We start from the raw sequence: 23,055 nt of genomic DNA, 5'->3' as shown, positions 1-23,055 counted from the left end.
GGTATTTGGATGACCACGCAGACGCCTCTCGATCCGCCGCTCGAAACCATCCGCTTCCATGGGCTGAAGGCGGGGCCGAAGCTCCTCGTCCTCGGCGCCGTCCATGGCAACGAAACGTGCGGGCCCAACGCCATCGCCCGCGTCGTCGAGGATTGCCGGGCCGGGCGTGTCTCGATCCAGCGCGGCGAGGTCACCTTCCTTCCCGTCGCCAATCCGAAGGCCTATCGCCAGAACACCCGCGAGGGCGACCGCAACCTTAACCGCGACCTGCGCGAGCGGCCCCAGCCCGCCGACAACGAGGACAGGATCGGCAATCGCCTGGCGCCGATCCTGCGCCAGCACGACATGCTGCTCGACGTCCATTCCTTCACAGGGGAGGGCGTGCCCTTCGTCTTCTTCGGCCCGGATGACAATCGCGGTGAGTTGGAGCCCTTCCGCCATGCGCAGGCCGAGGCCGCCTTCGCCGCCTGCCTCGGCGTCGACCTGATGATCCACGGCTGGCTCGACATCTATGTCCGGCTGATCGCGGCGCGCGAGCGGCTGGGGCTGCCGCGGCTCGCCGTCACCGAGGGCTTCGGCACCACCGAATACATGCGTTTTGCCGGCGGCTACGGCGTGACGCTGGAATGCGGCCGGCATGACGATCCGGCCTCCGTCGATGTCGGGTATCGCGCCATCCGCAACGTCCTGGCCCATCTCGGCTTGAGCGACGAGGCGGCGCCTGCGCCCGCGAGGCGCGTCGTCGTCCATATGGACGATCTCGTCCTGTGCGAGAGCGAAGGCGACCGCCTCGAAGGCACGGGCTGGCGCACCGGGGACCGCGTCGCCAAGGGCACTCCCGTCGCGCGCCGGGCCGATGGCAGCGTGGTGGCGATGCCGCGCGACGGATTCATCATCTTCCCGAACCCGAAGGCGAAGCCGGGCGAGGGCATCTGCTATCTTGGCACCGAGAGCAGCCGCGACGCGTGACCGGCGCAACGCGTTGAAAGTCTGACGCTCTACCCGTCATTGCGAGCGAAGCGAAGCAATCCAGGGGACTGGGCTGAACGTTCAGTTTGCCGCCCTTGGATTGCTTCGTCGCTACGCTCCTCGCAATGCCCGGGAGCGGTTCCGCGCGAAATCGGCAAGTTCCACGACCTCTAAAATACCGGACATTGGGCAGAGGGAGTTTTAGGGTCGTCCCGCTACAGCCTCGGCCATGTCATTTCTGGTTTGGCCTCGCAAGCGCGCGACCCGACTACCCGCCGAGATCGAGATCGAGATCATCTCGCGTCTCTTCGGCGCCTTGCCGCAGATTCTGTGCGTCGCCGCTGGCCTGATCATCGGTTCGGCGATCATGGCCGTGAAGACCGGCGCGCCGGTCTTCTGGTGGATGGCGGGCGCCGGTGTAGCGACGACCGCGCTTCGCGTCATCAATATCATCGGCTTCAAGCGGCGCGATCCGGCACGGCCGCTGACGCTCGCAGAGGCGCGACGCTGGGAGGCCGGCTATGCCTATTCGGCCTTCGCCTTCACGCTCGTCATCTCCGCGCTGACCATCGTGGTGGCCTGGGTCGAGGACACGGCCGGCTATGTGCTGAGCCTCGGCCTCGTCATGGCGCTGACCGCAGGCTCCTATCTGCGGACGCTGCGCTACTGGATCTGCGCCGGGCTCTCGACCGTCGCGGTCGGCACCATGATGGTTGCCTTCCTGATCTCGGGCGATCCGCTCTATCAGGCGCTGGGGCTGCTGCTCGGCCTTTACCTCTATTCGATCTACGAGAGCTCGGACCACATCATCGGCCAGTTCGAGGAACTGCTGATGGTGCGCCGCGAGCTGGATTTCGCCGCCAGCCACGATCCGTTGACCGGGTTGTTCAATCGCCGCGGCTTCGACCGCGCGCTCGCGGAGGCCTTCGCGCGCGACGAACCGCCGGGGCTGCTGCTGCTCGATCTCGACGGTTTCAAGCTCGTGAACGATCGCTATGGGCATCATGTCGGCGACGACCTGCTCAAGCAGGTCGCCGCGCGGCTCCGCCAGGTCGTCGGGCCGGACAATCTCGTCGCGCGGATGGGCGGCGATGAGTTCGCGATCGTGGTCAATGGCATCGATGACGTTTGCGCTTTGGCCAAGGTCGCCGACCTGGCTGTGTCCGCCTGCAAGGCCCCCTTCACGGTGCTGGGGCATGCCCTGGCGGTCGGCGCGAGCGTCGGCGTTGCGATCAAGCCGCGCGAGAGCGGAGAGAGCTGGTCGGCGGAAGCGCTGAAGCGCGCGGCCGACAAGGCCCTCTACGACGCCAAGCGCGCCGGCAAGGGCCGCAGCATGATCGCCGCCTGAGCGGCTCAGCCCGGCTCGATCGCGATCAGCAATTCGCCGGCTGCCGCCGTCGCGCCGGGCTTCACCGCCACGCGCGTGACCGTGCCGGCCGCCGGGCTCTTCAGGTCCATGAACAGCTTCATCGATTCCAGCACGGCGACGACCTGCTCGGCCGCGACGCTCTCGCCCTCGCTGACATGGATGGCGACGACGGTGCCGGGCATGGTCGCCCGCACGGAATCGCCGCCCTGTCCCTTCGCCTGCCGCGCCGCGGCTTCAGCCGCGACGGCGAGTGTGATCTCGATGCGGCCCTCGAAGCTGCCGTCACGCAGGAACAGGCCGGTCGCATCGCGCACCGCATCGACGCTCCGGCGCCGCCCGTCCAGCAGGACGGACCAGCTCGCCCCTCCTGCGGCGGCCTCGACCGCAACCTCGAGCGTCCGGTCGCCGGAACTCACTCGGAAGCCCGTCTCATGGCTTTCGACGACGAGCCGGCGCATCTCGCCACTGGATGTGAGCGCGAGATGGCTCGTGCCCGGCTTGCCGGCAGGCGCGAGCAAGCGGAAGCGCGTCAGGCTGCCCCAGGGGCCGGCGGGTGCCTCTTCGAAGCCCGAGAGCCAGATCGCGGCTGCGACGGCGTCGCGCTCCAGCGCATCGAAGACCACAGGCTGCCAGCCATCCGGCCAGCTCTCGCCGATGAACAAGGTCGTCGCCTCGCTACGGACGAACGCCGGCTGCCGCAGCGCATCGACGAGGAAGGGCCTGATCGTCGCTGGTCCCAGCACCGCCATCCGGTCGAGCCCGTCGGCAAGGCGACGCCTCGCCGCCTCGCGGTCAGGCCCGTAGGCAATGACCTTGGCGAGCATCGAATCGTAGAAGGGCGAGACGGCGCTCCCGGTCTCGACACCGCTGTCGACACGCAGTCCTTCCGGCTCGCGCCAGAGCGCAATAGTGCCGGTATCGGGGCGGAAGCCCTCATCGGCACGCTCCGCCGTCAGCCGCGCCTCGATAGCGTGGCCGGTGCAGGCGATCTCCTCCTGTCGGCGCGGCAGCGTCTCCCCGGCCGCGATCCTGATCTGCCATTCGACGAGGTCGAGCCCGGTGATGGCCTCCGTGACGGGATGCTCGACCTGGAGCCGCGTATTCATCTCGAGGAAGAACACCTCCTGCGTCGCTGCATCGACCAGGAACTCGACGGTGCCGAGATTATCGTAGGCGATGGCACGAGAGAGTTTCAGCGCGTGTTCGTGCAGGGCGGCGCGAGCCTCGGGCTTCAGGTTGGGTGCCGGCGCCTCTTCCAGAAGTTTCTGGTTGGAGCGCTGCACCGAGCAGTCGCGCTCGAAGAGATGGACGATGGTGCCGTGCCGGTCACCTGCGACCTGCACCTCGACATGGCGCGGCCGCGTCACGAATTTCTCGATCAGCAGGCGTCCGTCGCCGAAGGCGGCCTTTGCCTCCCGGCTGGCGGTCGAGATGGCCGAGTCGAGATCGGCTTCCGCCTCGACCTTGCGGATGCCCTTGCCGCCGCCGCCGGCCGAGGCTTTCACCATCACCGGCAGGCCGATGCGCAGCGCCTCGCGCTTCAGCGTATCGGGGGATTGATCCGCGCCGTCATAGCCCGGCACGCCCGGCACGCCGGCTTCGCGCGCGATCTGCTTGGAGCGGATCTTGTCGCCCATCGCCTCGATGGCGCCGGCCGATGGGCCGATGAAGGCGATGCCGTTCGCCTCGCAGGCCGCGATCAGGTCGAGCCGCTCGGAGAGGAAGCCGTAGCCCGGATGGATCGCCTGGGCGCCGGTCGCGAGCGCCGCCTCGATGATGCGGTCGGCCAGCAGATAGGATTCGCGCGCCGGGGCCGGGCCGATACGAACCGCCATGTCGGCGAGGCGCACATGCAGCGCATCTCGGTCCGCGTCGGAATAGACTGCGACGGTGCGGATGCCGAGCTTGTGGCAGGTGCGGATGATGCGGCAGGCGATCTCGCCGCGATTGGCGATGAGCAGGGTGTCGAACATGGTGCCGCTCACATCCGGTAGACCGGGCGCGGGCCGGTGTCGCGCGCCTCGCCGGCCGAGAGCGCGAGGCAGAGGCCCAGCACGTCGCGCGTCTGCGTCGGCTCGATGATGCCGTCGTCCCAGAGCCGCGCCGTGGCGTAGTAGGGATCGCTCTGCTCCTCGAACTGCGCGCGGGTGCGCCTGTCGAGTTCGGCAATGGCGGCCTCGTCGCCAGCGCCCTTGAGGGACTGCCGGCGCAGCTCCGTCACCACGGTCGCAGCGACCTCCGGGCTCATCGTCGCGATGCGGGCATTGGGCCAGGAGAACAGGAAACGCGGACGGAAGCCGCGCCCGCACATGCCGTAATTGCCGGCGCCATATGATCCGCCGATGAGCACCGTGTATTTCGGCACGCGCGCATTCGAGACGGCATAGACCAGCTTGGCCGAATGCTTGGCGATGCCGCCGCGCTCGGCCTCTGTGCCGACCATGAAGCCGGTGATGTTCTGCAGGAAGATGAGCGGGATCTGGCGCTGGTCGCAGAGCTCGATGAAATGCGCGCCCTTCACCGCGGCCTCGGAGAACAGCACGCCGTTATTGGCGAGGATGCCGACCGGATAGCCATGGATATGGGCGAAGCCGGTGACGAGCGTCGCGCCGTAGTCAGGCTTGAAGGCGCTGAAGGCGCTGTCGTCGACCATGCGGGCGATGACCTCTCGCACGTCGTAAGGGCGTCGTAGATCGGTCGGGACGATGTCGACGAGTTCGGCCGGATCGAGCTTCGGCGGCGTTGCGGGCCGGGGTGGCGCGGTGACCTTGCCGATCTCGCCCAGCGCGCCGACGATCTCGCGCAGCTTGGCGAGCCCCTCCATCTCGTTCTCGACGAGATGGTCGCTGACGCCGGAGACGAGCGTGTGCATCTCCGCCCCGCCCAGCGTCTCGCCGTCGACGATCTCGTGGATCGCCGCCTTCACGATCGGTGGCCCGCCGAGATGGATGCGACCCGTGCCCTTGACCATGATCACCTGGTCGGAAAGCGCCGGAATATAGGCGCCGCCCGCCGTGCAGCCGCCGAAGACCAGCGAGATCTGCGGGATGCCCGCCGCCGACATCCGGCACTGGTTGTAGAAGGTGCCGCCGAAATGGTCGCGGTCGGGGAAGACGCGGTCCTGCTCGGGCAGGAAGGCGCCGCCGCAATCGACGAGGTAGAGGCAGGGCAGCCGGTGTTCCTCTGCGATCTCCTGCGCGCGCAGATGCTTCTTCACCGTCTCGGCGAAGAAGGAGCCGCCTTTCACCGTGGCGTCGTTGGCGATCAGCATGCAGGCGCGGCCTTCGACGATGCCGATGCCGGTGACGATCCCGGCGCCGGGCACCTCGTTGCCGTAGAGCCCGTGGGCCGCCAGCGGCGAAAGTTCGAGGAAGGGCGTCTGCGGGTCGAGCAGCAGATCGATCCGCTCCCGCACCATGATCTTGCCACGGGATTCATGCCGCGCCCGGAGCTTCTCGCCGCCGCCGGTCGCAGCCAGCGCGTGGTGCCCGCGCAGCGTTTCGATCATGGCGGCGAGCGGGGGAGGGGTGATAGAGATGCCTTGGTCGGTCCGCGCCATGTGCCTCGTCCGCTGTCGTTTCCTCAGCCCTCATCCTGAGGAGCCGCGGAACGCGGCGTCTCGAAGGATGCTCCAGTTTGCTCCGGAGCCTCCTGGACCATCCTTCGAGACGCGCCTTCGGCGCTCCTCAGGATGAGGGCTGGTGGGTGACAAAGGCAGTCTTGATCTCGCCACCTCATTCACCTACCGTCCGGTAGGTAGTCAGATCGCGACGCAGCGGTCAAGCAGGGAGAAAGCCATGTCGGCCGTCGAGAAGCTCAGTGAAGGAGCCCGCCGCTCGCCCTATTTCACCGAGGAGCACGAGGCGCTGCGCGATCAGGTCCGACGCTTCGTCGAGAGCGAGATCAAGCCCCATGCGCTGAAATGGGAGGAGGACGGCTTCGTTCCGCGCGAAGTGCTCCGCAAGATGGGCGCGCTCGGCTTCTTCGGCATCCGCTACCCCGCCGAATATGGCGGCTCCGAAATGGACACGATGGCGACCGTCGTTCTGGCGGAGGAGCTCGGCCGCTCGACCTTTTCCGGCGTCGCGATCACCGCGCTCGTCCACACCGACATGGCCTCGGTCCACATCGCCAATGCCGGCAGCCCGGCCCAGAAGGACAAGTACCTGCCCGGCATCATCGCAGGCGAGAAGATCGTCGCGGTCGCTGTCACCGAGCCCGATGCCGGCTCGGACGTGAAGGGTATCCGGACCACGGCCCGGCGCGAGGGCGATCATTACGTCCTCAACGGCGCCAAGATGTTCATCACAAACGGCGTCCATGCCGATCTCTACTGCGTCGCCGCCAAGACCGACCCGCAGGGCCGGCCCTCGCAGTCCGTCTCGATCTTCCTCGTCGAGAAGGGCACGCCCGGCTTCTCCGTCTCGCGCGCGCTCGACAAGCATGGCTGGCGCTCCTCCGATACGGCAGAGCTCTCCTTCGTCGATTGCCGCGTGCCGGCCGAGAACCTGCTGGGGCAGGAGGGGCGCGGCTTCTACGCGATCATGAGCAACTTCCAGAACGAGCGCACCGTGATCGGCGCCATGGCGATCGGCGAGTCGCAGGCGGCGATCGACCTGACGCTGGATTATGTGAAGACGCGCAAGGCCTTCGGTGCGCCGCTCTGGGAGAAGCAGGCGATCCGCCAGCGCCTCGCCGAATTGGCGGGCAAGGTCGAGGCCGGCCGCCAGCTCGTCTACCACGCTGCCTGGCTCGATGCGCAGGGCTTCGACGCCACCCGCGAGGTCTCGATGGTGAAGGCCTACTGCGGCGAGCTGGTCAACGAGGTGATGTATGACTGCCTGCAGTTCCATGGCGGCATGGGCTACATGCGCGAAAGCGCGATCGAGCGCATGACCCGCGACGCCCGCGTCCAGTCCATCGGCGGCGGCGCCACCGAGGTGATGCTGGAAGAGGTGGCGAAGCGGCTGTGAGTGATCGGCGTCATCCCGCACGCGCTGCAGCGCGCAGTGCTGCTGCGCAGATGCGGGATCGTCTTCCGGAAGAGGCGCCTTGTTCTGCTCGCGGTCCCGTGTCTGCGCGGCAGCGCTTCGCGCCGCAGCGCGCACGGGATGACACCCTATGAGTGAAGCCTCGGTTGTGCGGGCAGCTGCCGAAACCGGCTCGCGCCGCCTCATTCTCGACCACGCCGCGCGCCTGCTCCGCAATGGCGGCTATCATCAGACCACGCTGCGCGAGATCGCCGAGGCCGTCGGCATCCGCAAGGCGAGCCTCTATTACCACTTCGCCTCGAAGGAGGAGATCGTCGAGGAGGTGGTCAATGACGGCGTGCGGTTCGTCCATCAGGCTGTCGTCGTCGCGCTCACAGAGACGCAAGGCGCCGCGCCGCGCGAGCGGCTGGAGGCGGCGATCCGCGCCCATCTCGCCGCCCTTCATGGTCATGGCGACTACACCTCTGCCAGCATCAAGGTCTTCACCTTCGGCGCGGTGACGCCGCCGGAGAGCGTGCGGGCCGTGCGCCGTGCCTATGAGGATGTCTGGCGCGCGCTGATCGCCGAATTGCAGCAGGCCGGGGCACTGCCGGCCGAGCGCGCGCCGGACGCGTTGCGCCTCTTCCTGCTCGGCGCGCTCAACGGCTCGACCGACTGGTATCGGCCGGGGCGCTTCGAGATCGATGCGCTGGCGCGGGAATTCGCCGCGCTGCTCTCGCCCGCCCACGCCTGAAGGCAACGTCCCAGACGCAAGGGCGGGTGGCACGGAACGACTGGCGATGCGCCGTCAGCTTGTTACGATGGCGGCGTTATCGTCGCTCCCGAGCGGCTCTGCCAAAGGATTCCCCTGCCGATGCGTGCCTTCTACCACCCCGATCAGGCGCTTCATGACCCGCAGCAATATATGCGCTTCGGGAAGGTCGTTGCGCCCAAGGATCTGCCGGAGCGCACGGAGCGACTGCTCGGCGCGCTGGCCAAGCACGGCATCGCGCCCGAGCGCCCGGCTGCCCACGGCACCGATCCGATCCTGAAGATTCACGATGCCGGCTTCGTCCATTTCCTCGAGACGGTGTGGGACCGCTGGCAGAAGCTGCCGGCCGAGCGCGGACCCGAGGCCTGGGCGAACACCTTTCCCTACTGGAGCGGCCGCACCGACGAATCCGTCCGCCCGCCCTGCCGCCCGACAGGGCTGATGGGGCAGGCCGGCTGGTATCTCGGGGACCTGTCGGTGCCGGTCGGCGAGCATTGCTGGCAGTCGACCCTGCGCTCGGCCGAGACAGCGGTTTCTGCTGCCGATGCGGTGCTGGCCGGCGAGAGCGCTGTCTATGCGCTCTGCCGCCCCTCTGGTCACCATGCCCGCGCCGATCGCGCGTCCGGCTTCTGCTACATCAACAACACGGCGGTGGCGGCCCAGCGCCTGCGCTCGAAATTCGGCAAGGTCGCGATCCTCGACGTCGATGCCCATCACGGCGACGGCACGCAGCAGATCTTCTATCGCCGCGACGACGTGCTGACGATCTCGGTCCATGCCGATCCGACGGATTACTATCCCTTCTTCACCGGCTATGCCGATGAACGCGGCAACGGGCCGGGCGAGGGCTTCAACCTCAACCTGCCGCTGGCCCATGGGGCGGGCGGCGCCGCGATGGACGCGGCGGTCGATGCAGCCGGCAAGGCGATCCGCGATTTCGGCGCCGAGGCGCTGGTCGTGGCGCTGGGCTACGACGCCCATAAGGACGACCCCATCGGCGTCCTCAAGCTCGAAGCCTCGGATTTCGGCACGATCGGTAAGAAGGTGAAGGCCTTCGGCCTGCCGACCCTGGTGGTGCAGGAAGGCGGCTACGCCATCGAGGCGATCGGCGACTGCCTCGATGCGTTCCTAGGCGGGTTCAAGTAGCGCCTGTCATCCCGTGCGCGCTGCGGCACGAAGTGCCGCGGCGCAGACACGGGACCGCGCGACGAGAGGGCGCTCTTTTCTGAAGACGATCCCGCATCTGCGCCGCAGCACTTCGTGCCGCAGCGCGTGCGGGATGACGCCCTTCAGCGCCGCTCGACGCAAGCCTCAGATCGCCGCCTCGATCAGGAACGGCCCCTTCCGGCTCAGCGCCGCCTTGAACAGGCTGGCGAACTCCTCGGCCGTCGTGGCGCGGGCGGCTTCCACGCCCATGCCGCGCGCCATCAGCACCCAATCCAGCGCCGGCTCGTCGATGTTGAGCATCTGCGTCGCGTTGCGGCCGAAATCGTTGACGCCGACGGCGCGCATTTCGCCATGCAGGATCTGGTAGGTGCGGTTGGCGAAGATGACGGTGACGATGTCGAGCTTCTCGCGCGCCTGCGTCCAGAGCCCCTGTACGGTGTACATGCCCGAGCCGTCGGCCTGCATGCTGATGACCTTGCGGTCGGGGCAGGCCACGGCCGCGCCGGTGGCGAGCGGGATGCCCTCGCCGATGGCGCCGCCGGTCAGCTGGATATAGTCGTGCTGCGGCGCGCTATGGCAATCGAAGTAGAACATCCGGCCGGAGGAGACGGATTCGTCGCAGACGATGCAATTCTCCGGCAGCAGGGTGGAGACGATGGCGCAGACCTTGTCTGCATCGAGGGTGCCGGTCGGCAGCGAAGCCTGCTCCTTCCGCGGCGGGGCGATATAGGCCGGCGCTGTCTTGGCTGCGCCGATCTCGTCGGCGAGCGCGTCGATGGTGGCGGGCAGGTCGTCGCCGGGCTTGGCCAGCGTTGCGACCTCGCAGCCATCATGGACGAGGCGGCCGGGCTTGCCGGGATAGGCGAAGAAGCCGACAGGGACCTGCGCGCCGACGAGAACGAGATAATCCACGTCCTTGAGCTGCTCGAGCGCCTTGTCGATCGGGTAGTGGATCTTGTGCATCGCCACCCGGCCGGCGCCGCGCTGGATGCGGCCGTTCGACATCTGGCTGAAGATCTTCGCGCCGGTCGCGGCGCAGACGCGGGCGGCCATCTCCATCGGCTTCTCGCGCAAGGCGAGGCCCGTCAGCATGATGGCGGCGCGCGCGCCATGCTTGCGCAGGCCGGCAGCGACCTCACGGATCGTGCCGGCATCGACCGTCTTCAGCGCCGGCAGCGTCACGGGTTTCAGCGCTGCGGGCTCGATGCTGTTCCAGGCGCAGTCGGCGGGCAGGATCACGGTGGTGACGCCGGGCAGCGTCAGCGAGGCGACATAGGCTTCCTCGATCGCCGGGCCGACATCCTCGGCCGAGCCGATGCGGCGGACGAAATGCGACATCGGATGCGCCAGGCTTTCGATGTCGCTGGTCAGCGGCGCGTCATGCTGCAGGTGATAGGTCGCGTGGTCGCCGACGACGTTGATCATCGGCGTCCAGGCGCGCCTCGCATTGTGCATGTTGGCGAGCGCATTCGCCATGCCCGGCCCGCAATGCAGCAGCGTGGCGGCAGGTTTGTCGGCCATGCGCGCATAGCCGTCAGCCGCACCCGTCACCACGCCCTCGAACAGGCCGAGCACGCAGCGCATCTGCGGCTTGCGGTCGAGCGCCGCGACGAAATGCATCTCCGAGGTGCCAGGGTTGGCGAAGCACGTATCGACGCCGTTGATCAGAAGAGTGTCGCAAAGACGGTCGGCGCCGTTCATCCCAAAACCTCGATTCGAAAAGACAAGGGCGTCCTAGCCCGCGGCAAGGAAGGGAAGGAATTACTCGCGCCCTGTCAAACGACAGAACGTCATGGCTGACCCTCGTTCCGGTGATCGTCTGCTTGACGGTTTTGCATATGCATTTAACCTGATCTGGAACGAAGGTTGCATCGCTCCTGCCATGGCGCCGTTCAGGCGCCGTGCGGAACATGCCGCCGGCAGAACAGGGGAAGGGTTTCCAACATGGCAGCAATCCAGCGCATCGGTGCGGCGGCTCTCGGCCTCGCGGCGCTTCTGGCGGCGGGCGGTGCCCAGGCGCAGACCAAGGTCAATATCGGCATCTCGGGCTGGACCGGTTTTGCGCCGCTGACGCTCGCCAAGGAGGCTGGGATCTTCGCCAAAAACGGCCTCGACGTGACGATCAAGAAGATCCCGCAGAAGGACCGCCATCTCGCCATTGCCTCCGGCGACATCCAGTGCGCGGCGACGACGGTCGAGACCTGGATCGTCTGGGACGCGGCCGGCGTGAAGACCAAGCAGATTTTCCAGCTCGACAAGAGCTATGGCGCGGACGGCATGGCCGTGCGCTCGGCCACCGGCTCGATCAAGGACCTCAAGGGCAAGACGGTCGCGGCCTCCGCGCCCGGAACCTCGCCCTATTTCGCGCTCGCCTGGTTCCTCAAGGAGAACGGCATGAGCGTGAAGGACGTCAACGTCGTCAACATGGAGCCGGGCCCGGCTGCCCAGGCCTTCATCGCCGGCCAGAACGACGCCGCCATGACCTACGAGCCTTATCTCTCGGCCGTGCGCGATAAGCCGGACGCCGGCAAGATCATCGCCACCACGCTCGACTACCCGATGGTGATGGACACCTTCGGCTGCACGCCGGCTTTCCTCGCCGACGAAAAGGCCGCGGCGGCGCTGACGAAGAGCTATTTCGAGGCGCTGGACATGATCAAGGCCGATCAGGCCAAGGCCTACGGCATCATGGGCGCCGACGTGAAGCAGACGGGCGAGCAGTTCGGCAAGTCCGCCGGCTTCCTGCGCTGGTCCGACGCGGAAGGGAACAAGAAGTTCTTCTCGGGTGACTGGCAGGCCTTCTCCGCCAAGGCTGCCGACCTCCTGCTGGAGATCGGCCTGATCAAGGCCAAGCCCGACCTCGCCGCGCTGGTCGAGACGAAGTTCGTCGCGGGCAAGTGACGCGGAGCCCGTGACGGAAGACATCCTTCCGGACGTTCTCGAGCCCGGCCTGCGCGTCGTCTTCTGCGGCACGCAGGCTGGTGCGGCCTCGGCCCGGCGCGGCGCCTATTATGCCGGGCCGGGCAACAAGTTCTGGACAGTGCTGCATCAGGTCGGGCTCTTGCCCGAGCGACTGGCGCCGGAGGCGTTCCGCGAGCTGCCGCGTTACGGCATCGGCCTCACGGATGTCGCCAAGCGGACCTCCGGCCCGGATTCTGCCTTGCGCGGCAGCCATTTCGATGCCACCGGCTTCCGGATGCGGATGGCGGGTTTCTCGCCTCGCTTCATCGCTTTCAACGGCAAGCGCGCGGCGCAGGCGGTCCTCGGCCGGCAGCCTTCCACGATGCCTTATGGCCGGCAGGCCGAGAACCTCGCAGGCGCCCTCGTCTATGTACTCCCCTCGACCTCTGGTGCCGCCGCCGGCTTCTGGTCGATCGAACCCTGGAAGCAACTCGCCATGGCCGTGACCGGAACCGCATCGCGATGAAACCCCTGCAGCCCGTCTCGACGACGGCCCGTGTCGGCTACGGCCTAGCCTTCTTCGCGCTCTTCGTGGCGCTCTGGTCGGTCGCGACCTTCGGCGGCTTCGTCCAGCGCCTCTTCCTGGCCGATCCGCTGACCATGGTCAGCGAGGGCTATAACCTCATGGTCCGCTACGGCTTCAGCTTCGACATCATGATGACGATCTGGCGCGTGGTCGGCGGCTTCATCCTCGCCGCCATCGTCGCCCTGCCGCTCGGCATCCTGATGGGCGCCTACAAGCCGGTCGAGGCCTTCCTCGAACCCTTCGTCTCCTTCGCGCGCTACCTGCCGGCCTCGGCCTTCATCCCGCTGCTGATCCTCTGGGCCGGCATCGGCGAGACGCAGAAGCTGCTCGTCATCTTCATCGGTTCGGTCTTCCAGCTCATCCTGATGATCGCCGTCTCGGTCGGCTCGATCCGGCGGGACCTCGTCGACGCCGCCTATACGCTGGGCGCGAGCGACCGCTCCGTGGTGCGCCGGGTCATGCTGCCGAACGCCGCCCCCGAGATCGCCGAGATCTTCCGCCTCGTCCTCGGCTGGGCCTGGACCTATGTCATCGTCGCCGAGCTGATCGGCTCCTCCTCCGGCATCGGCCACATGATCACCGACAGCCAGGCGCTGCTGAACACCGGGCAGATCATCTTCGGCATCATCGTGATCGGCCTGATCGGCCTCGTCTCGGATTTCCTGTTCAAGGCGGTCAACCAGCGCCTTTTCCCCTGGGCGCAGGCATAAACGGCCATGAGCAAGCTTCTCATCGAGAATGTCGGCAAGGTCTTCCCGGCCCGCCATGGCAACGAGCCGACTCGGGCGCTGATGCCGACCTCGCTCAGCGTGGCCGACAACGATTTCATCGCCATCCTCGGCCCCTCCGGCTGCGGCAAGTCCACGCTGCTGCGCATCGTCGGCGGGCTGGAGACGGCGAGCGAGGGCCGCATCCTGCTTGACGGCGCGCCCGTGAAGGGGCCGGGTGCCGATCGCGGCTTCGTTTTCCAGAGCTACACGCTGTTTCCCTGGCTCACCGTGCAGCAGAACATCGCCTTCGGCCTCCGCGAGAAGGGGATTCCGGAAGTCGAGCGGCTGAAGATCGCGCGCGACTGGGCGGAGCGCGTCGGGCTCGGCAGCTTCGTCGACCATTTTCCCAAGCAGCTCTCGGGCGGCATGCAGCAGCGCACGGCCATCGCCCGCGCGCTTGCCAACGACCCCAAGATCCTGCTGCTCGACGAGCCCTTCGGCGCGCTCGACAACCAGACCCGCGCGCTGATGCAGGAGATGCTGCTCGGCATCTGGGAGCGGGAGCGCAAGACGGTGCTCTTCGTCACCCACGACATCGAGGAGGCGATCTTCGTCGGCTCCCGCGTGGTGGTGATGAGCAAGCGTCCCGGCAGGATCAAGGCAGACATCCCCGTAAACCTGCCGCATCCGCGCCCCTACACGATCAAGACGAGCCCGGAGTTCGTGGCGTTGAAGGAGCGGCTGGTCGAGGAGATCCGCGCCGAAGTCATCGCCACCGCGGCGTGAACCCTATGAAAGACCAGCCCTCATCCTGAGGAGCGCTTCGTAGAAGCGCGTCTCGAAGGATGGTCCAGATGGTTCCGGAGCCTCCTCGACCATCCTTCGAGACGCCGCTGCGCGGCTCCTCAGGATGAGGGCTTGGGTTGTCGACATCGCTGCTGAAGCTCCCCAGTTGACAGATTGTCGCAGCTTTGTTTCGTTGCACTCAATTGGCCTGACCACATGGCCAAAGGCGTCGGCTCGAACTGGCGTCATGCGAGGAAACCAGGGAGCCGTCCGTGCCGCTCGAGGCTGTCGAGTCGCCACGTCTGTATCGTCAGATCGCCGACCAGCTTCGCCATCTCATCGAGAGCGGCGAGTTTCCGGCGGGCGGCCGGCTGCCGCCCGAACGGGAGCTGGCCGAGAAGCTCGGCGTCTCGCGTCCCTCCGTCCGTGAGGCCCTGATCGCTCTCGAAGTCGAGGGCCGGGTCCGCATTCGCATGGGCTCGGGCGTCTATGTGGTAGATCCGCCGCCGCGGGGTATCGCCCGGCTCTGGCCCGGCAGCCCGCCGGAGGGTCCCTTCGAGGTCCTCAAGGCGCGCGAGTTGATCGAGAGCGCGGTCTGCGGCGAGGCGGTGGCCCAGGTCGAGCCAGCCGACATCGCCGCGCTCGACGTGATTCTGCAGCAGATGGACGCCTATGACGGGCGCGGCGACGAGATCCTCGCGCTCGATCGGTCCTTCCATACGGCGGTTGCCGGCATCCTCCGCAACGCCGTGCTCGTGCGTTTCGTCGGGGATCTCTTCGACCAGCGCATCAGTCCCTATTTCCGGCAGCTCGCCCGCCATTTCGAAACCGCTGACTCCTGGCGCAGCGCGACAGCCGAGCATCGCGCCATCCGCGACGCGCTGGCGCGCGGCGACGGCCCCGGCGCGCAGGCGGCGATGCACAGGCATCTGCAGAAATCACAGGAACGCTTCTCGCAGAGCTTCGGCGATGCAGGAACCAGCAACGAGCCGTCCGGTGCCCGGGCCGGCTCGATCGAAAAGAACGGGCGCGTCTTGGGATCGAAACGCAAGCAGGGAGACATCTGATGAAAAAGACCCTTACCCTCGCCGCGCTCGCGGCCGCCGGCCTCGGCCTGCTGGCAGCGCCCGCGCAGGCGCAGACCAAGCTCAAATGGGCCCATGTCTACGAGACCGCCGAGCCCTTCCACACCGAGTCCGTCTGGGCCGCCGACGAGTTCAAGAAGCGCACCAACGGCAAATACGAGATCACGGTCTATCCGGCTTCGCAGCTCGGCAAGGAAACCGACATCAACCAGGGCCTGACGCTCGGCACCGTCGACATCATCATCTCGGGCTCGAGCTTCGCCGCGCGCGCCTACCCCCCGGTCGGCGTGACCTATTACCCCTTCACCTTCCGCGGCCCCGACCACCTGCTCGCCTACACCAAGAGCGACATCTTCAAGGAGATGGTGAAGGGCTATCAGGAGAAGAGCGGCCACCAGATCGTGGCGGTGAGCTATTACGGCACGCGCCACACCACCTCGAACAAGCCGATCAAGTCTTGCGCCGACATGAAGGGCCTGAAAATCCGCGTGCCCGACGTGCCGGCCTATCTCGCCATGCCGCGCGCCTGCGGCGCCAACACAGCGCCGATCGCCTTCGCCGAAGTCTACCTTGCCCTGCAGAACGGCACGGTCGAGGCGCAGGAGAACCCGCTGACCACCATCGAGGCCAAGAAGTTCTACGAGGTGCAGAAGCACATCGTCCTGACTGGCCACATCGTCGACCATCTCAACACGGTCGTCGCCAAGCAGCTCTGGGACAAGCTCACGCCTGAGGAGCGCAAGATCTTCTCCGACGTCGCGCTGGAAGCTGCGGAGCGCACGACGAAGAAGATCCAGGCCGATGAGGTCAAGCTCGTCCAGTTCTTCAAGGACAAGGGGCTGAGCGTCACCGAGGTCGACAAGGCGGAGTTCCTCGCAAACGTGCAGAAGAATGTCACCTTCGAGCAGTTCGGCTACCGCAAGGCCGACTGGGAGCGCATCCAGGCGGTCAAGTAAGCCTGCTCCGGCTTCATCCCTCCTCGCTACGGCGGAGCCGTCGTTGCGAGGAGGCGAAGCCGACGAAGCAATCTGGGGGCCGCAGGGCTGACCGGTTCAGCCCAATCCTCCTGGATTGCTTCGCTTCGCTCGCAATGACGGCCCGCGACCGCCCCGACCAATCCGGAAGATCGATGCCATGACGACGACACCCGAAATCCATACCCAGGTGACGAGCGAGGAGATCGCTCATGTCTTCGACGAGGCGCCGCCGCCCGCCGATCTTTCGGGTTACGGGCTGGAGGACTGGCTGACGCTCGCCATCTTCTGGCTGATGGTCGCCTGCGTCGTGGCTCAGTTCTTCACGCGCTATGTCCTCAACAACAGTCTGGCCTGGACCGAGGAGATCGCGATCTACGCGCTGGTCGTCGTCGTCTTCATGGGCTCCTCGCTCTGCGTGCGCGCCTCACGCCATATCCAGGTCGACTTCCTCTATCGCTACCTGCCGCAGCAGGCGGGCCGGGCTCTGTCGACGGTCGTCGACATCATCCGCATCGGCTTCCTCGGTTATGCCACCTCGCTCGTCTGGAAATACGCTTCCCTCATCCCCGACGAGATGATGACCACGGTCGACCTGCCGAAGTCGCTCGTCTTCAACGCGGTGCTCGCCGCCTTCGCCCTGATGACGCTGCGCGCCGTGATCGTCGCCTGGCAGAACTGGCGTCGTGGCTACTCCGTCCTCGAAAACCCCGCCGCTTTCGACGGATCGGAGGCCTGAAACCATGCTTATTCTTGTCGGATCCTTCCTTGGGCTGATGATCCTCGGCGTGCCGGTCGCCATCTCCATGGCGGTCGCCTCGCTGGCCTACATCATCGCGAGCGGCACGGTGCCGGACGTCATCATGGCGCAGCGCATGATCGCTGGCGTCGAGAGCTTCCCGCTGCTGGCGGTGCCGTTCTTCATCCTCGCCGGCAACCTGATGAACATCGCCGGCGTCACCGGCCGCATCTATGCCTTCGCGGTCGCGCTCGTCGGCTGGATGCGCGGCGGTCTCGCGCAGGTCAACATCATCGGCTCGGTGATCTTCTCCGGCATGTCCGGCACCGCGATCGCGGACGCTGCCGGCATCGGCACCATCGAGATCAAGGCGATGAAGGACCATGGCTATCCGACGGATGTCGCCGTCGGCGTCACGGCGGCTTCGGCGACGCTGGGGCCGATCATCCCGCCCTCGCTGCCCTTCGTCATCTACGGCATGATGGCCAACACCTCGATTGGCGCGCTCTTCCTCGGCGGCGTCATCCCCGGCGTGGTGATGACGCTGTTCATGATGGCGACCGTCGCGATCTTCGCCCGGCTGCGCAACTGGGGCTCGGATTCGCCCTTCTCGCTGAAGCAGATCGGCACGGCCGGGCTCGAGGTCATGGTCGTCATGGGCTTCCCGATCCTCGCCTATCTCATGGTTTGGGCCGGGCTGTCGGAGAACGTCGCGATCGGACTTGCTCTCGCCGCGCTGCTGGCGCTCGACTATTACTTCGACTTCTCGGCGGTGATGGCGCTGATGACGCCGGTCATCCTGATCGGCGGCATGACCATGGGCTGGTTCACCCCGACCGAGGCCGCGGCGGCCGCCGTGATCTGGTCGCTGTTCCTCGGCCTCGTGCGCTATCGCTCGATGACCATGCGCTCGCTTGCCAAGGCGACCTTCGACACCATCGAGACGACCGCCTCGGTGCTCTTCATTGTCACCGCTGCCTCGATCTTCGCCTGGCTGCTGACGGTGTCGAACACGGCGCAGATCCTCTCCGACGCGATCCTCGGCCTGACCCAGAACAAATGGGTCTTCCTGATCCTGGTGAACCTGCTCCTGCTCTTCATTGGCTGCTTCCTCGACACCATCGCGGCCATCACGATCGTGGTGCCGATCTTGCTGCCGATCGCGCTCAAGCTCGGCGTCGACCCGATCCATTTCGGCCTCATCATGACGCTGAACCTGATGATCGGGCTGCTGCACCCGCCGCTCGGCATGGTGCTCTTCGTGCTGTCGCGCGTGGCCAAGCTCTCGGTCGAGCAGACGACGATGGCGATCCTGCCCTGGCTGGTGCCGCTTTTCGCGGCGCTGATCGCGATCACCTTCATTCCGGAGCTGACGCTCTGGTTGCCCCGGACGATGGGCATGCTGCGCTGATCCTGGCCGTCATTGCGAGGAGCGAAGCGACGAAGCAAGCCAAGGCGGCAGAGCTCTACGTCTTCCTGGATTGCTTCGTTACGCTCGCAATGACGTCAGCGCGCAACAAACAGTCCTCTCCTGCGGTGTCATGCCAGGGGTGAAGGGCTGCCTTGCGCGCGAACACCGTTACGAACACACTGCGACTTGCCATCTTGAGGCGAGAAGGGGCGCTGCCGAAGGTGGGGCCAATGCATTCGCTGATAGCCAGGATGTTGTCTCGGCTCGCGATTGAGCCACGCATTGATGTCGTCTTTCCCGATGGCACGCATCAGTCGATCGGGCAGGGTGCTTCGCCGCGCTTGCGCATGCGGATTCTCGATGCGCCGACGGAACTGAAACTCGCGCTCAATCCAGAGCTTGCCCTGGGCGAGGCCGTGATGGACGGGCGCGTCGTGGTCGAGCAGGGCTCGCTCTACGATCTGCTCGATGTGCTGGTCGCGGCAATGCACAAGGCCCGGCCGAAGGGCTGGGGCAAGGTGCTCGGCGGCTTGCGCACCGCGATCAGGCGCTTCCACCAGCACAACACGCCGGCGCTCGCCAGGCGCAACGTGGCGCATCACTACGATCTCAAGAGCGACTTCTTCCGCCTCTTCCTTGATGAGGACATGCAGTATTCCTGCGCGTATTACGCGCGGCCGGGCATGTCGCTGGCAGAGGCTCAGCTCGCCAAGAAGCGCCATATCATGGGCAAGCTCGATCTCCGGCCCGGCCAGCGCGTGCTCGACATCGGCTGCGGCTGGGGCGGCATGGCGCTATCCATCGCCGGGGAGACCGGCGCCTCTGTCACAGGCATCACCCTCTCCGAAGAACAACTCGCCATCGCCAGGCAGCGCGGCGCGGAGTCAGGCCTTCCGGTCGAGTTCCGGCTCCAGGATTATCGCCACCTGACCGAACCGTTCGATCGCATCGTCTCCGTCGGCATGTTCGAGCATGTCGGCGTCGGCTACTATCGCGACTACTTCCGCAAGGTGCGCGAACTGCTCACCGACGATGGCGTCGCACTGATCCACACCATCGGCCGTTCGACGCCGCCAGGCGCCACGAACCCCTTCATCGCCAAATACATCTTCCCGGGCGGCTATATCCCAGCGATGTCGGAGGTTGCTGCGGCGATCGAGCTCGAAGAGCTGGTCATCACCGATGTCGAGGTGCTGCGCATCCACTACGCCGAGACGCTGAAGGCCTGGCGCGAGAACTTTCTCGCCCGGCGCGACAAGGCGGTGGCGATGTATGATGAGCGCTTCGCCCGCATGTGGGAATTCTATCTCGCGGCCTGCGAGGCGAGCTTCCGGCACGACGATCTGGTGGTGTTCCAGTTCCAGCTCGCCAGAAAGCTCGACGGGCTGCCGGTCACGCGTGGTTATATCGGGGAGCGCGAGGGCGAGCTCGGGGTGAAACCAGCGTCGTCAAAAGTTGGCGAGCAGGCTTAGGCAAGCTCCACGATTGTCATTCCGGGGCGCGCCGCAGGCGCGAACCCGGAACCCACGACGGGGTGACGCCTGTGATGTCTGGTTGCCGGCGACGCACCCGGTCGTGGGTTCCGGGTTCTTCGCTGCGCGAAGCCCCGGAATGACAAGGGCGGTTCCTAGACGGCTTAAGTTGGCTCCGGCCCGACATAGCGGGCGCGAGGCCGGATCAGCCGTCCGGTCTCTCCCTGCTCCAGCGCGTGGGCGATCCAGCCGGCACAGCGCGCGGCGGCAAAGAGCTGGAAGGGCACATCCGCCGCGAGCCCGAGTTCGCTGGCGATCGCCGTCAGCAGGAAGTCGATATTCGGCTCCTCGCCGGTCAGCGCCGTGACCGCCCGGCGCGTCTCCTCATAGGCCGGCGGCAGCGTGAAAGCGGTCAGCAGCGCGCGTGCCCGCGGATCGCCATCCGGATAGAGCGGGTGGCCGAAGCCCGGCAGGGGCATGCCGGTCGCAAGCCGGGCGGAGACTGCCATCTCCACGCCCTCGCTCGCGATCTCGCGCATCAGCCCGAGCACGCGCGGGGTCATCCCGCCATGCAGCGGCCCCGACAGTGTCGCGAGCCCGGCCAGCACGCAGGCTGCGAGCGAGGCGCGCGTCGAGGCCGCGACCCGGACCGCGAAGGTCGATGCATTGAGTTCATGGTCCGCCAGCAGCACGAGTGCGCGGCGGATCAGGTCGGCCCCGCGTGCGTCGCAGCCCCAGGCCTGCGCCAACCGGTGATGAATCGGCCCCTGGCCCGGCCGCCCGGCGGTGGCATCGACCAGCGCGTCGATGACGGAAGCCGCTTCGAGATAAAGCGCCTTCTTCGTCCGCCCGGCCATGGCGGGGTCGCTGGCAGCGCGCGCGGCGATCACGGCGAACATGCGCTGCCGGGCGGGCGCTTCCGGCACGATCGTGAACAGCGGCGGAAAGCGCTGCGAGCCGCAATCCCACAGCAGCCGCGCGACATCCTCCAATTTCGCCGTCTCGGCGAGCTTCTCGGCATCCTGCCCGCGATACCAGAGCTTGCCGCGCTGGATCGTGGCGATGCCCGAGGCCAGGATCGGCTCGCCGAACGCGATCGCATCCTCGGCGATGGCAGCCGGCTTTCGCCCCCGCGCCTTGCGATGCTCCAGCCGCGCCACATCCTCGGCCCGGTAGAGCCGCCGGCGTGAATCGTCGGCGTCGCCGCGCGCCTCGATCAGCCCGCGGCTGACATAGGCGTAGAGCGTCTGCGGCTTCAGCCCGAGCCGTTGCATCACCTGTTGCGCCGTCAGCCAGTCGCTCATCGAAATACATTGATTATATTGTTCAAGATTGATTCTAGCGATGAAGCTCCCGATCCTCAAGCCATTCATGATGAGGAGACAGAGCCATGTCCGATGGCCTTGAGAATGTCGTTGCCGCCCACACCGTCCTCTCGGACGTCGATGGAGCGGCCGGCCGGCTGGTGATCCGCGGTCACAGCCTGGATGAACTCGCGGGACACACGTCTTTCGAGCAGATGGTGGCGCTGATGCTGGACGGCTTCGTGCCGGACCTGCCCGCGGCGAAGGACCTGCCGGCAGCGCTCGGTGCCGCGCGCCGCGAACTGTTCGACACGGTCGTCGTCAAGGCGGCGCTGCCAGCCAAGCTCGGCCCGGTCGAGATGGTGCGGGCGATGACTGCCCTGATTCCCGATGGCGAGGATGCTGGTGCGGCGTTGCGGCTTCTGGCGGCGCCCGCCGTCTTCACGCCCGCGGCCCTGCGCTTGCGGCAGGGACTTGCGCCGGTCGCACCCGATCCGGCTCTGCCGCAGGCGGCCGACATGCTGCGCATGCTGACGGGCGTCGCGCCGACGCAAGCGCAGGCAGCAGCGCTCGACACCTATCTCGTGACGGTCGCCGATCACGGCCTCAACGCTTCGACCTTCGCCGCCCGCGTCGTCGCCTCGACCCGCGCCGGTCTCGTCTCTGCAGTGCTCGCCGGCATCAGCGCGCTGAAAGGGCCGCTCCATGGCGGCGCGCCCGGGCCGGTGATCGAGATGCTCGACGCTATCGGCAGCCCGGCGAATGCGCGCACCTGGCTCGAAGCTGCGCTCGATCGCGGCGACCGTTTGATGGGCTTCGGACACCGCGTGTATCGCGTGCGCGATCCGCGCGCCGATGCGCTGAAAGGCGCGATCCGCCGGCTCGGCCCCGATGGCGGCCGGCTGGCGCTGGCCGAGGCCGTCGAGCAGGCGGCGCTCGCCATCCTGCGCGAGCGCAAGCCCAACCGGACGCTGGAGACGAATGTCGAGTTCTACACGGCGCTGCTGCTGGAAGCGCTCGGCTTCACGCCCGATTCCTTCACCTGCGTCTTCGCGCTCGGCCGCACGGTAGGTTGGCTCGCCCATGCCCATGAGCAGATCGCCGGCGGCAAGCTGATCCGCCCGCAATCGGTCTATGTCGGCCCGCAACCGCGCCAGGCGGCTTGAGGAAAGAAGGGCGTCATGCTCGGGCTTGACCCGAGCATCTCGCAAACCAGCGCCTTCTGGTCATGAGATTCTCGGGTCGGAGCTTTGCTCCGCCCGAGAATGGCGGCAACTCAGGCGGCCTGCAGCCGGATCGCGAAGAGTTCGCCGCCGCTTTCGGCACGCAGCGCGACGGTCGCAGGGGCAGGGAGGATCACGCTGTCCCCCGCAGCCAGAGCGGTGCCATCGACCTGCCAGTCTCCGTGGCGCGCCACCAGAACCAGCACACCCTGTTCGACGTTGATCTCGCGCGACCCACCGCCCGAAATCCGTTCAACGCTATGGCTCCACGCCCCGCGCCGGCTCATCACATTGAGGTCGTCGATCGGCCCGTCGACCAGCTGCCCGTCCACTGCCCGGTCGGCGGCGAAGAAGAACGGCGCGGTCGCACGGTCCAGTGCCACCGTCTCGCCGTCCCCGAACGCAAGGCGGATGCCGTTTCCGGTCAGCACCGAGAGCGTCCGGTCGATGCCGGGAAAGGACGAGAACGGCCCGTCTGCGCCCACATGAGCCATCGAGATGCGCCAGGCGAAATCGCTCAGGGGGGCTCCCTCTGGAAAAACCGCGATTTCGGTCGTGGTGCCGCCGCCGTTCTTCCACGGCATGACCTTGCAATCGGCGGCGCGGATAATGCGCAT

At 66.9% G+C, this 23,055-nt stretch carries 20 protein-coding genes; 15 read left to right on the top strand and 5 right to left on the bottom strand.

Translation table 11 applies throughout. From position 1 onward, the window contains the following. Window positions 1-9 precede the first annotated feature (9 nt). On the top strand, window positions 10-969 hold the full coding sequence (locus BoBH3_RS06610; RefSeq protein ID WP_262329976.1) for a succinylglutamate desuccinylase/aspartoacylase family protein: 960 nt from the start codon (window positions 10-12) through the stop codon (window positions 967-969). A 229-nt stretch (window positions 970-1,198) separates the two neighbouring features. Beyond that, the gene (locus BoBH3_RS06605; protein ID WP_262329975.1) at window positions 1,199-2,317 is read left to right on the top strand and encodes a GGDEF domain-containing protein; all 1,119 of its coding nucleotides are present in this window, start codon (window positions 1,199-1,201) and stop codon (window positions 2,315-2,317) included. Between the two features lie 5 nt (window positions 2,318-2,322). Here BoBH3_RS06605 and BoBH3_RS06600 read toward each other — a convergent pair whose 3' ends face one another. Together BoBH3_RS06600 and BoBH3_RS06595 are read right to left on the bottom strand one after the other, a co-directional pair. After that, window positions 2,323-4,311: an acetyl/propionyl/methylcrotonyl-CoA carboxylase subunit alpha gene (locus BoBH3_RS06600; RefSeq protein WP_262329974.1), complete on the bottom strand. Its 1,989-nt coding sequence runs from the start codon at window positions 4,309-4,311 to the stop codon at window positions 2,323-2,325. 8 nt (window positions 4,312-4,319) lie between these two features. Beyond that, window positions 4,320-5,897 (bottom strand): acyl-CoA carboxylase subunit beta, encoded by a 1,578-nt coding sequence (locus BoBH3_RS06595; RefSeq protein ID WP_262329973.1) that lies wholly within the window; start codon window positions 5,895-5,897, stop codon window positions 4,320-4,322. A gap of 238 nt (window positions 5,898-6,135) precedes the next feature. On the opposite strand from BoBH3_RS06595, the gene BoBH3_RS06590 reads away from it, so the two are divergent. From BoBH3_RS06590 to BoBH3_RS06580, 3 genes are all read left to right on the top strand, one after another. Then, window positions 6,136-7,311 carry an acyl-CoA dehydrogenase family protein gene (locus BoBH3_RS06590; RefSeq protein WP_262329972.1) on the top strand — a complete coding sequence of 392 codons (1,176 nt, stop codon included), beginning with the start codon at window positions 6,136-6,138 and terminating at the stop codon, window positions 7,309-7,311. Between the two features lie 148 nt (window positions 7,312-7,459). After that, a complete protein-coding gene (locus BoBH3_RS06585) occupies window positions 7,460-8,062 on the top strand; it encodes a TetR/AcrR family transcriptional regulator (RefSeq protein WP_262329971.1) in 603 nt (200 codons plus the stop codon). A 120-nt stretch (window positions 8,063-8,182) separates the two neighbouring features. Then, window positions 8,183-9,226 carry a histone deacetylase family protein gene (locus BoBH3_RS06580; protein WP_262329970.1) on the top strand — a complete coding sequence of 348 codons (1,044 nt, stop codon included), beginning with the start codon at window positions 8,183-8,185 and terminating at the stop codon, window positions 9,224-9,226. Between the two features lie 165 nt (window positions 9,227-9,391). On the opposite strand, the gene BoBH3_RS06575 is transcribed toward BoBH3_RS06580, so the two are convergent. After that, the gene (locus tag BoBH3_RS06575) at window positions 9,392-10,948 is read right to left on the bottom strand and encodes an acetolactate synthase large subunit (protein WP_262329969.1); all 1,557 of its coding nucleotides are present in this window, start codon (window positions 10,946-10,948) and stop codon (window positions 9,392-9,394) included. A gap of 252 nt (window positions 10,949-11,200) precedes the next feature. Here BoBH3_RS06575 and BoBH3_RS06570 point away from each other — a divergent pair, with 252 nt between their 5' ends. From BoBH3_RS06570 to BoBH3_RS06530, 9 genes are all read left to right on the top strand, one after another. After that, entirely contained in the window at window positions 11,201-12,148 is a 948-nt protein-coding gene (locus BoBH3_RS06570) for an ABC transporter substrate-binding protein (RefSeq protein WP_262330447.1), read from the top strand. 10 nt (window positions 12,149-12,158) lie between these two features. Next, window positions 12,159-12,674 (top strand): mismatch-specific DNA-glycosylase, encoded by a 516-nt coding sequence (locus tag BoBH3_RS06565; RefSeq protein WP_262329968.1) that lies wholly within the window; start codon window positions 12,159-12,161, stop codon window positions 12,672-12,674. Beyond that, window positions 12,671-13,444, top strand: a complete 774-nt coding sequence (locus BoBH3_RS06560) for an ABC transporter permease (RefSeq protein WP_262329967.1) — start codon at window positions 12,671-12,673, stop codon at window positions 13,442-13,444. Before BoBH3_RS06565 ends, BoBH3_RS06560 begins: the two co-directional genes overlap by 4 nt. Window positions 13,445-13,450: 6 nt before the next feature. Beyond that, the gene (locus BoBH3_RS06555) at window positions 13,451-14,230 is read left to right on the top strand and encodes an ABC transporter ATP-binding protein (protein ID WP_262329966.1); all 780 of its coding nucleotides are present in this window, start codon (window positions 13,451-13,453) and stop codon (window positions 14,228-14,230) included. Between the two features lie 272 nt (window positions 14,231-14,502). Beyond that, window positions 14,503-15,297 (top strand): FadR/GntR family transcriptional regulator, encoded by a 795-nt coding sequence (locus tag BoBH3_RS06550; protein WP_262329965.1) that lies wholly within the window; start codon window positions 14,503-14,505, stop codon window positions 15,295-15,297. Further along, window positions 15,297-16,271 (top strand): sialic acid TRAP transporter substrate-binding protein SiaP, encoded by a 975-nt coding sequence (locus BoBH3_RS06545; protein WP_262329964.1) that lies wholly within the window; start codon window positions 15,297-15,299, stop codon window positions 16,269-16,271. The genes BoBH3_RS06550 and BoBH3_RS06545 overlap by 1 nt, the downstream gene beginning before the upstream one ends. Before the next feature lie 178 nt (window positions 16,272-16,449). Next, window positions 16,450-17,028 (top strand): TRAP transporter small permease, encoded by a 579-nt coding sequence (locus BoBH3_RS06540; protein ID WP_262329963.1) that lies wholly within the window; start codon window positions 16,450-16,452, stop codon window positions 17,026-17,028. A gap of 4 nt (window positions 17,029-17,032) precedes the next feature. Continuing rightward, complete coding sequence (locus BoBH3_RS06535) at window positions 17,033-18,439, top strand: TRAP transporter large permease (RefSeq protein WP_262329962.1); 1,407 nt, start codon at window positions 17,033-17,035, stop codon at window positions 18,437-18,439. Window positions 18,440-18,669: 230 nt separating this feature from the next. Continuing rightward, complete coding sequence (locus BoBH3_RS06530; protein WP_465247127.1) at window positions 18,670-19,911, top strand: class I SAM-dependent methyltransferase; 1,242 nt, start codon at window positions 18,670-18,672, stop codon at window positions 19,909-19,911. 164 nt (window positions 19,912-20,075) lie between these two features. On the opposite strand, the gene BoBH3_RS06525 is transcribed toward BoBH3_RS06530, so the two are convergent. Continuing rightward, window positions 20,076-21,215: a citrate synthase family protein gene (locus BoBH3_RS06525; RefSeq protein ID WP_262329960.1), complete on the bottom strand. Its 1,140-nt coding sequence runs from the start codon at window positions 21,213-21,215 to the stop codon at window positions 20,076-20,078. An 86-nt stretch (window positions 21,216-21,301) separates the two neighbouring features. On the opposite strand from BoBH3_RS06525, the gene BoBH3_RS06520 reads away from it, so the two are divergent. Continuing rightward, entirely contained in the window at window positions 21,302-22,381 is a 1,080-nt protein-coding gene (locus BoBH3_RS06520; RefSeq protein ID WP_262329959.1) for a citrate synthase/methylcitrate synthase, read from the top strand. 110 nt (window positions 22,382-22,491) lie between these two features. Here the strand turns inward: BoBH3_RS06520 and BoBH3_RS06515 are convergent, their stop codons facing one another. Next, window positions 22,492-23,055 (bottom strand): HutD/Ves family protein, encoded by a 564-nt coding sequence (locus tag BoBH3_RS06515; RefSeq protein ID WP_262329958.1) that lies wholly within the window; start codon window positions 23,053-23,055, stop codon window positions 22,492-22,494.

It is taken from the genome of Allobosea sp. BH3, from assembly GCF_025499465.1.
Classification (GTDB): domain Bacteria; phylum Pseudomonadota; class Alphaproteobacteria; order Rhizobiales; family Beijerinckiaceae; genus Allobosea.
The sequence above is the reverse complement of the archived record's forward strand: the minus strand, read 5'-3'. Positions and strand labels throughout refer to the sequence as shown.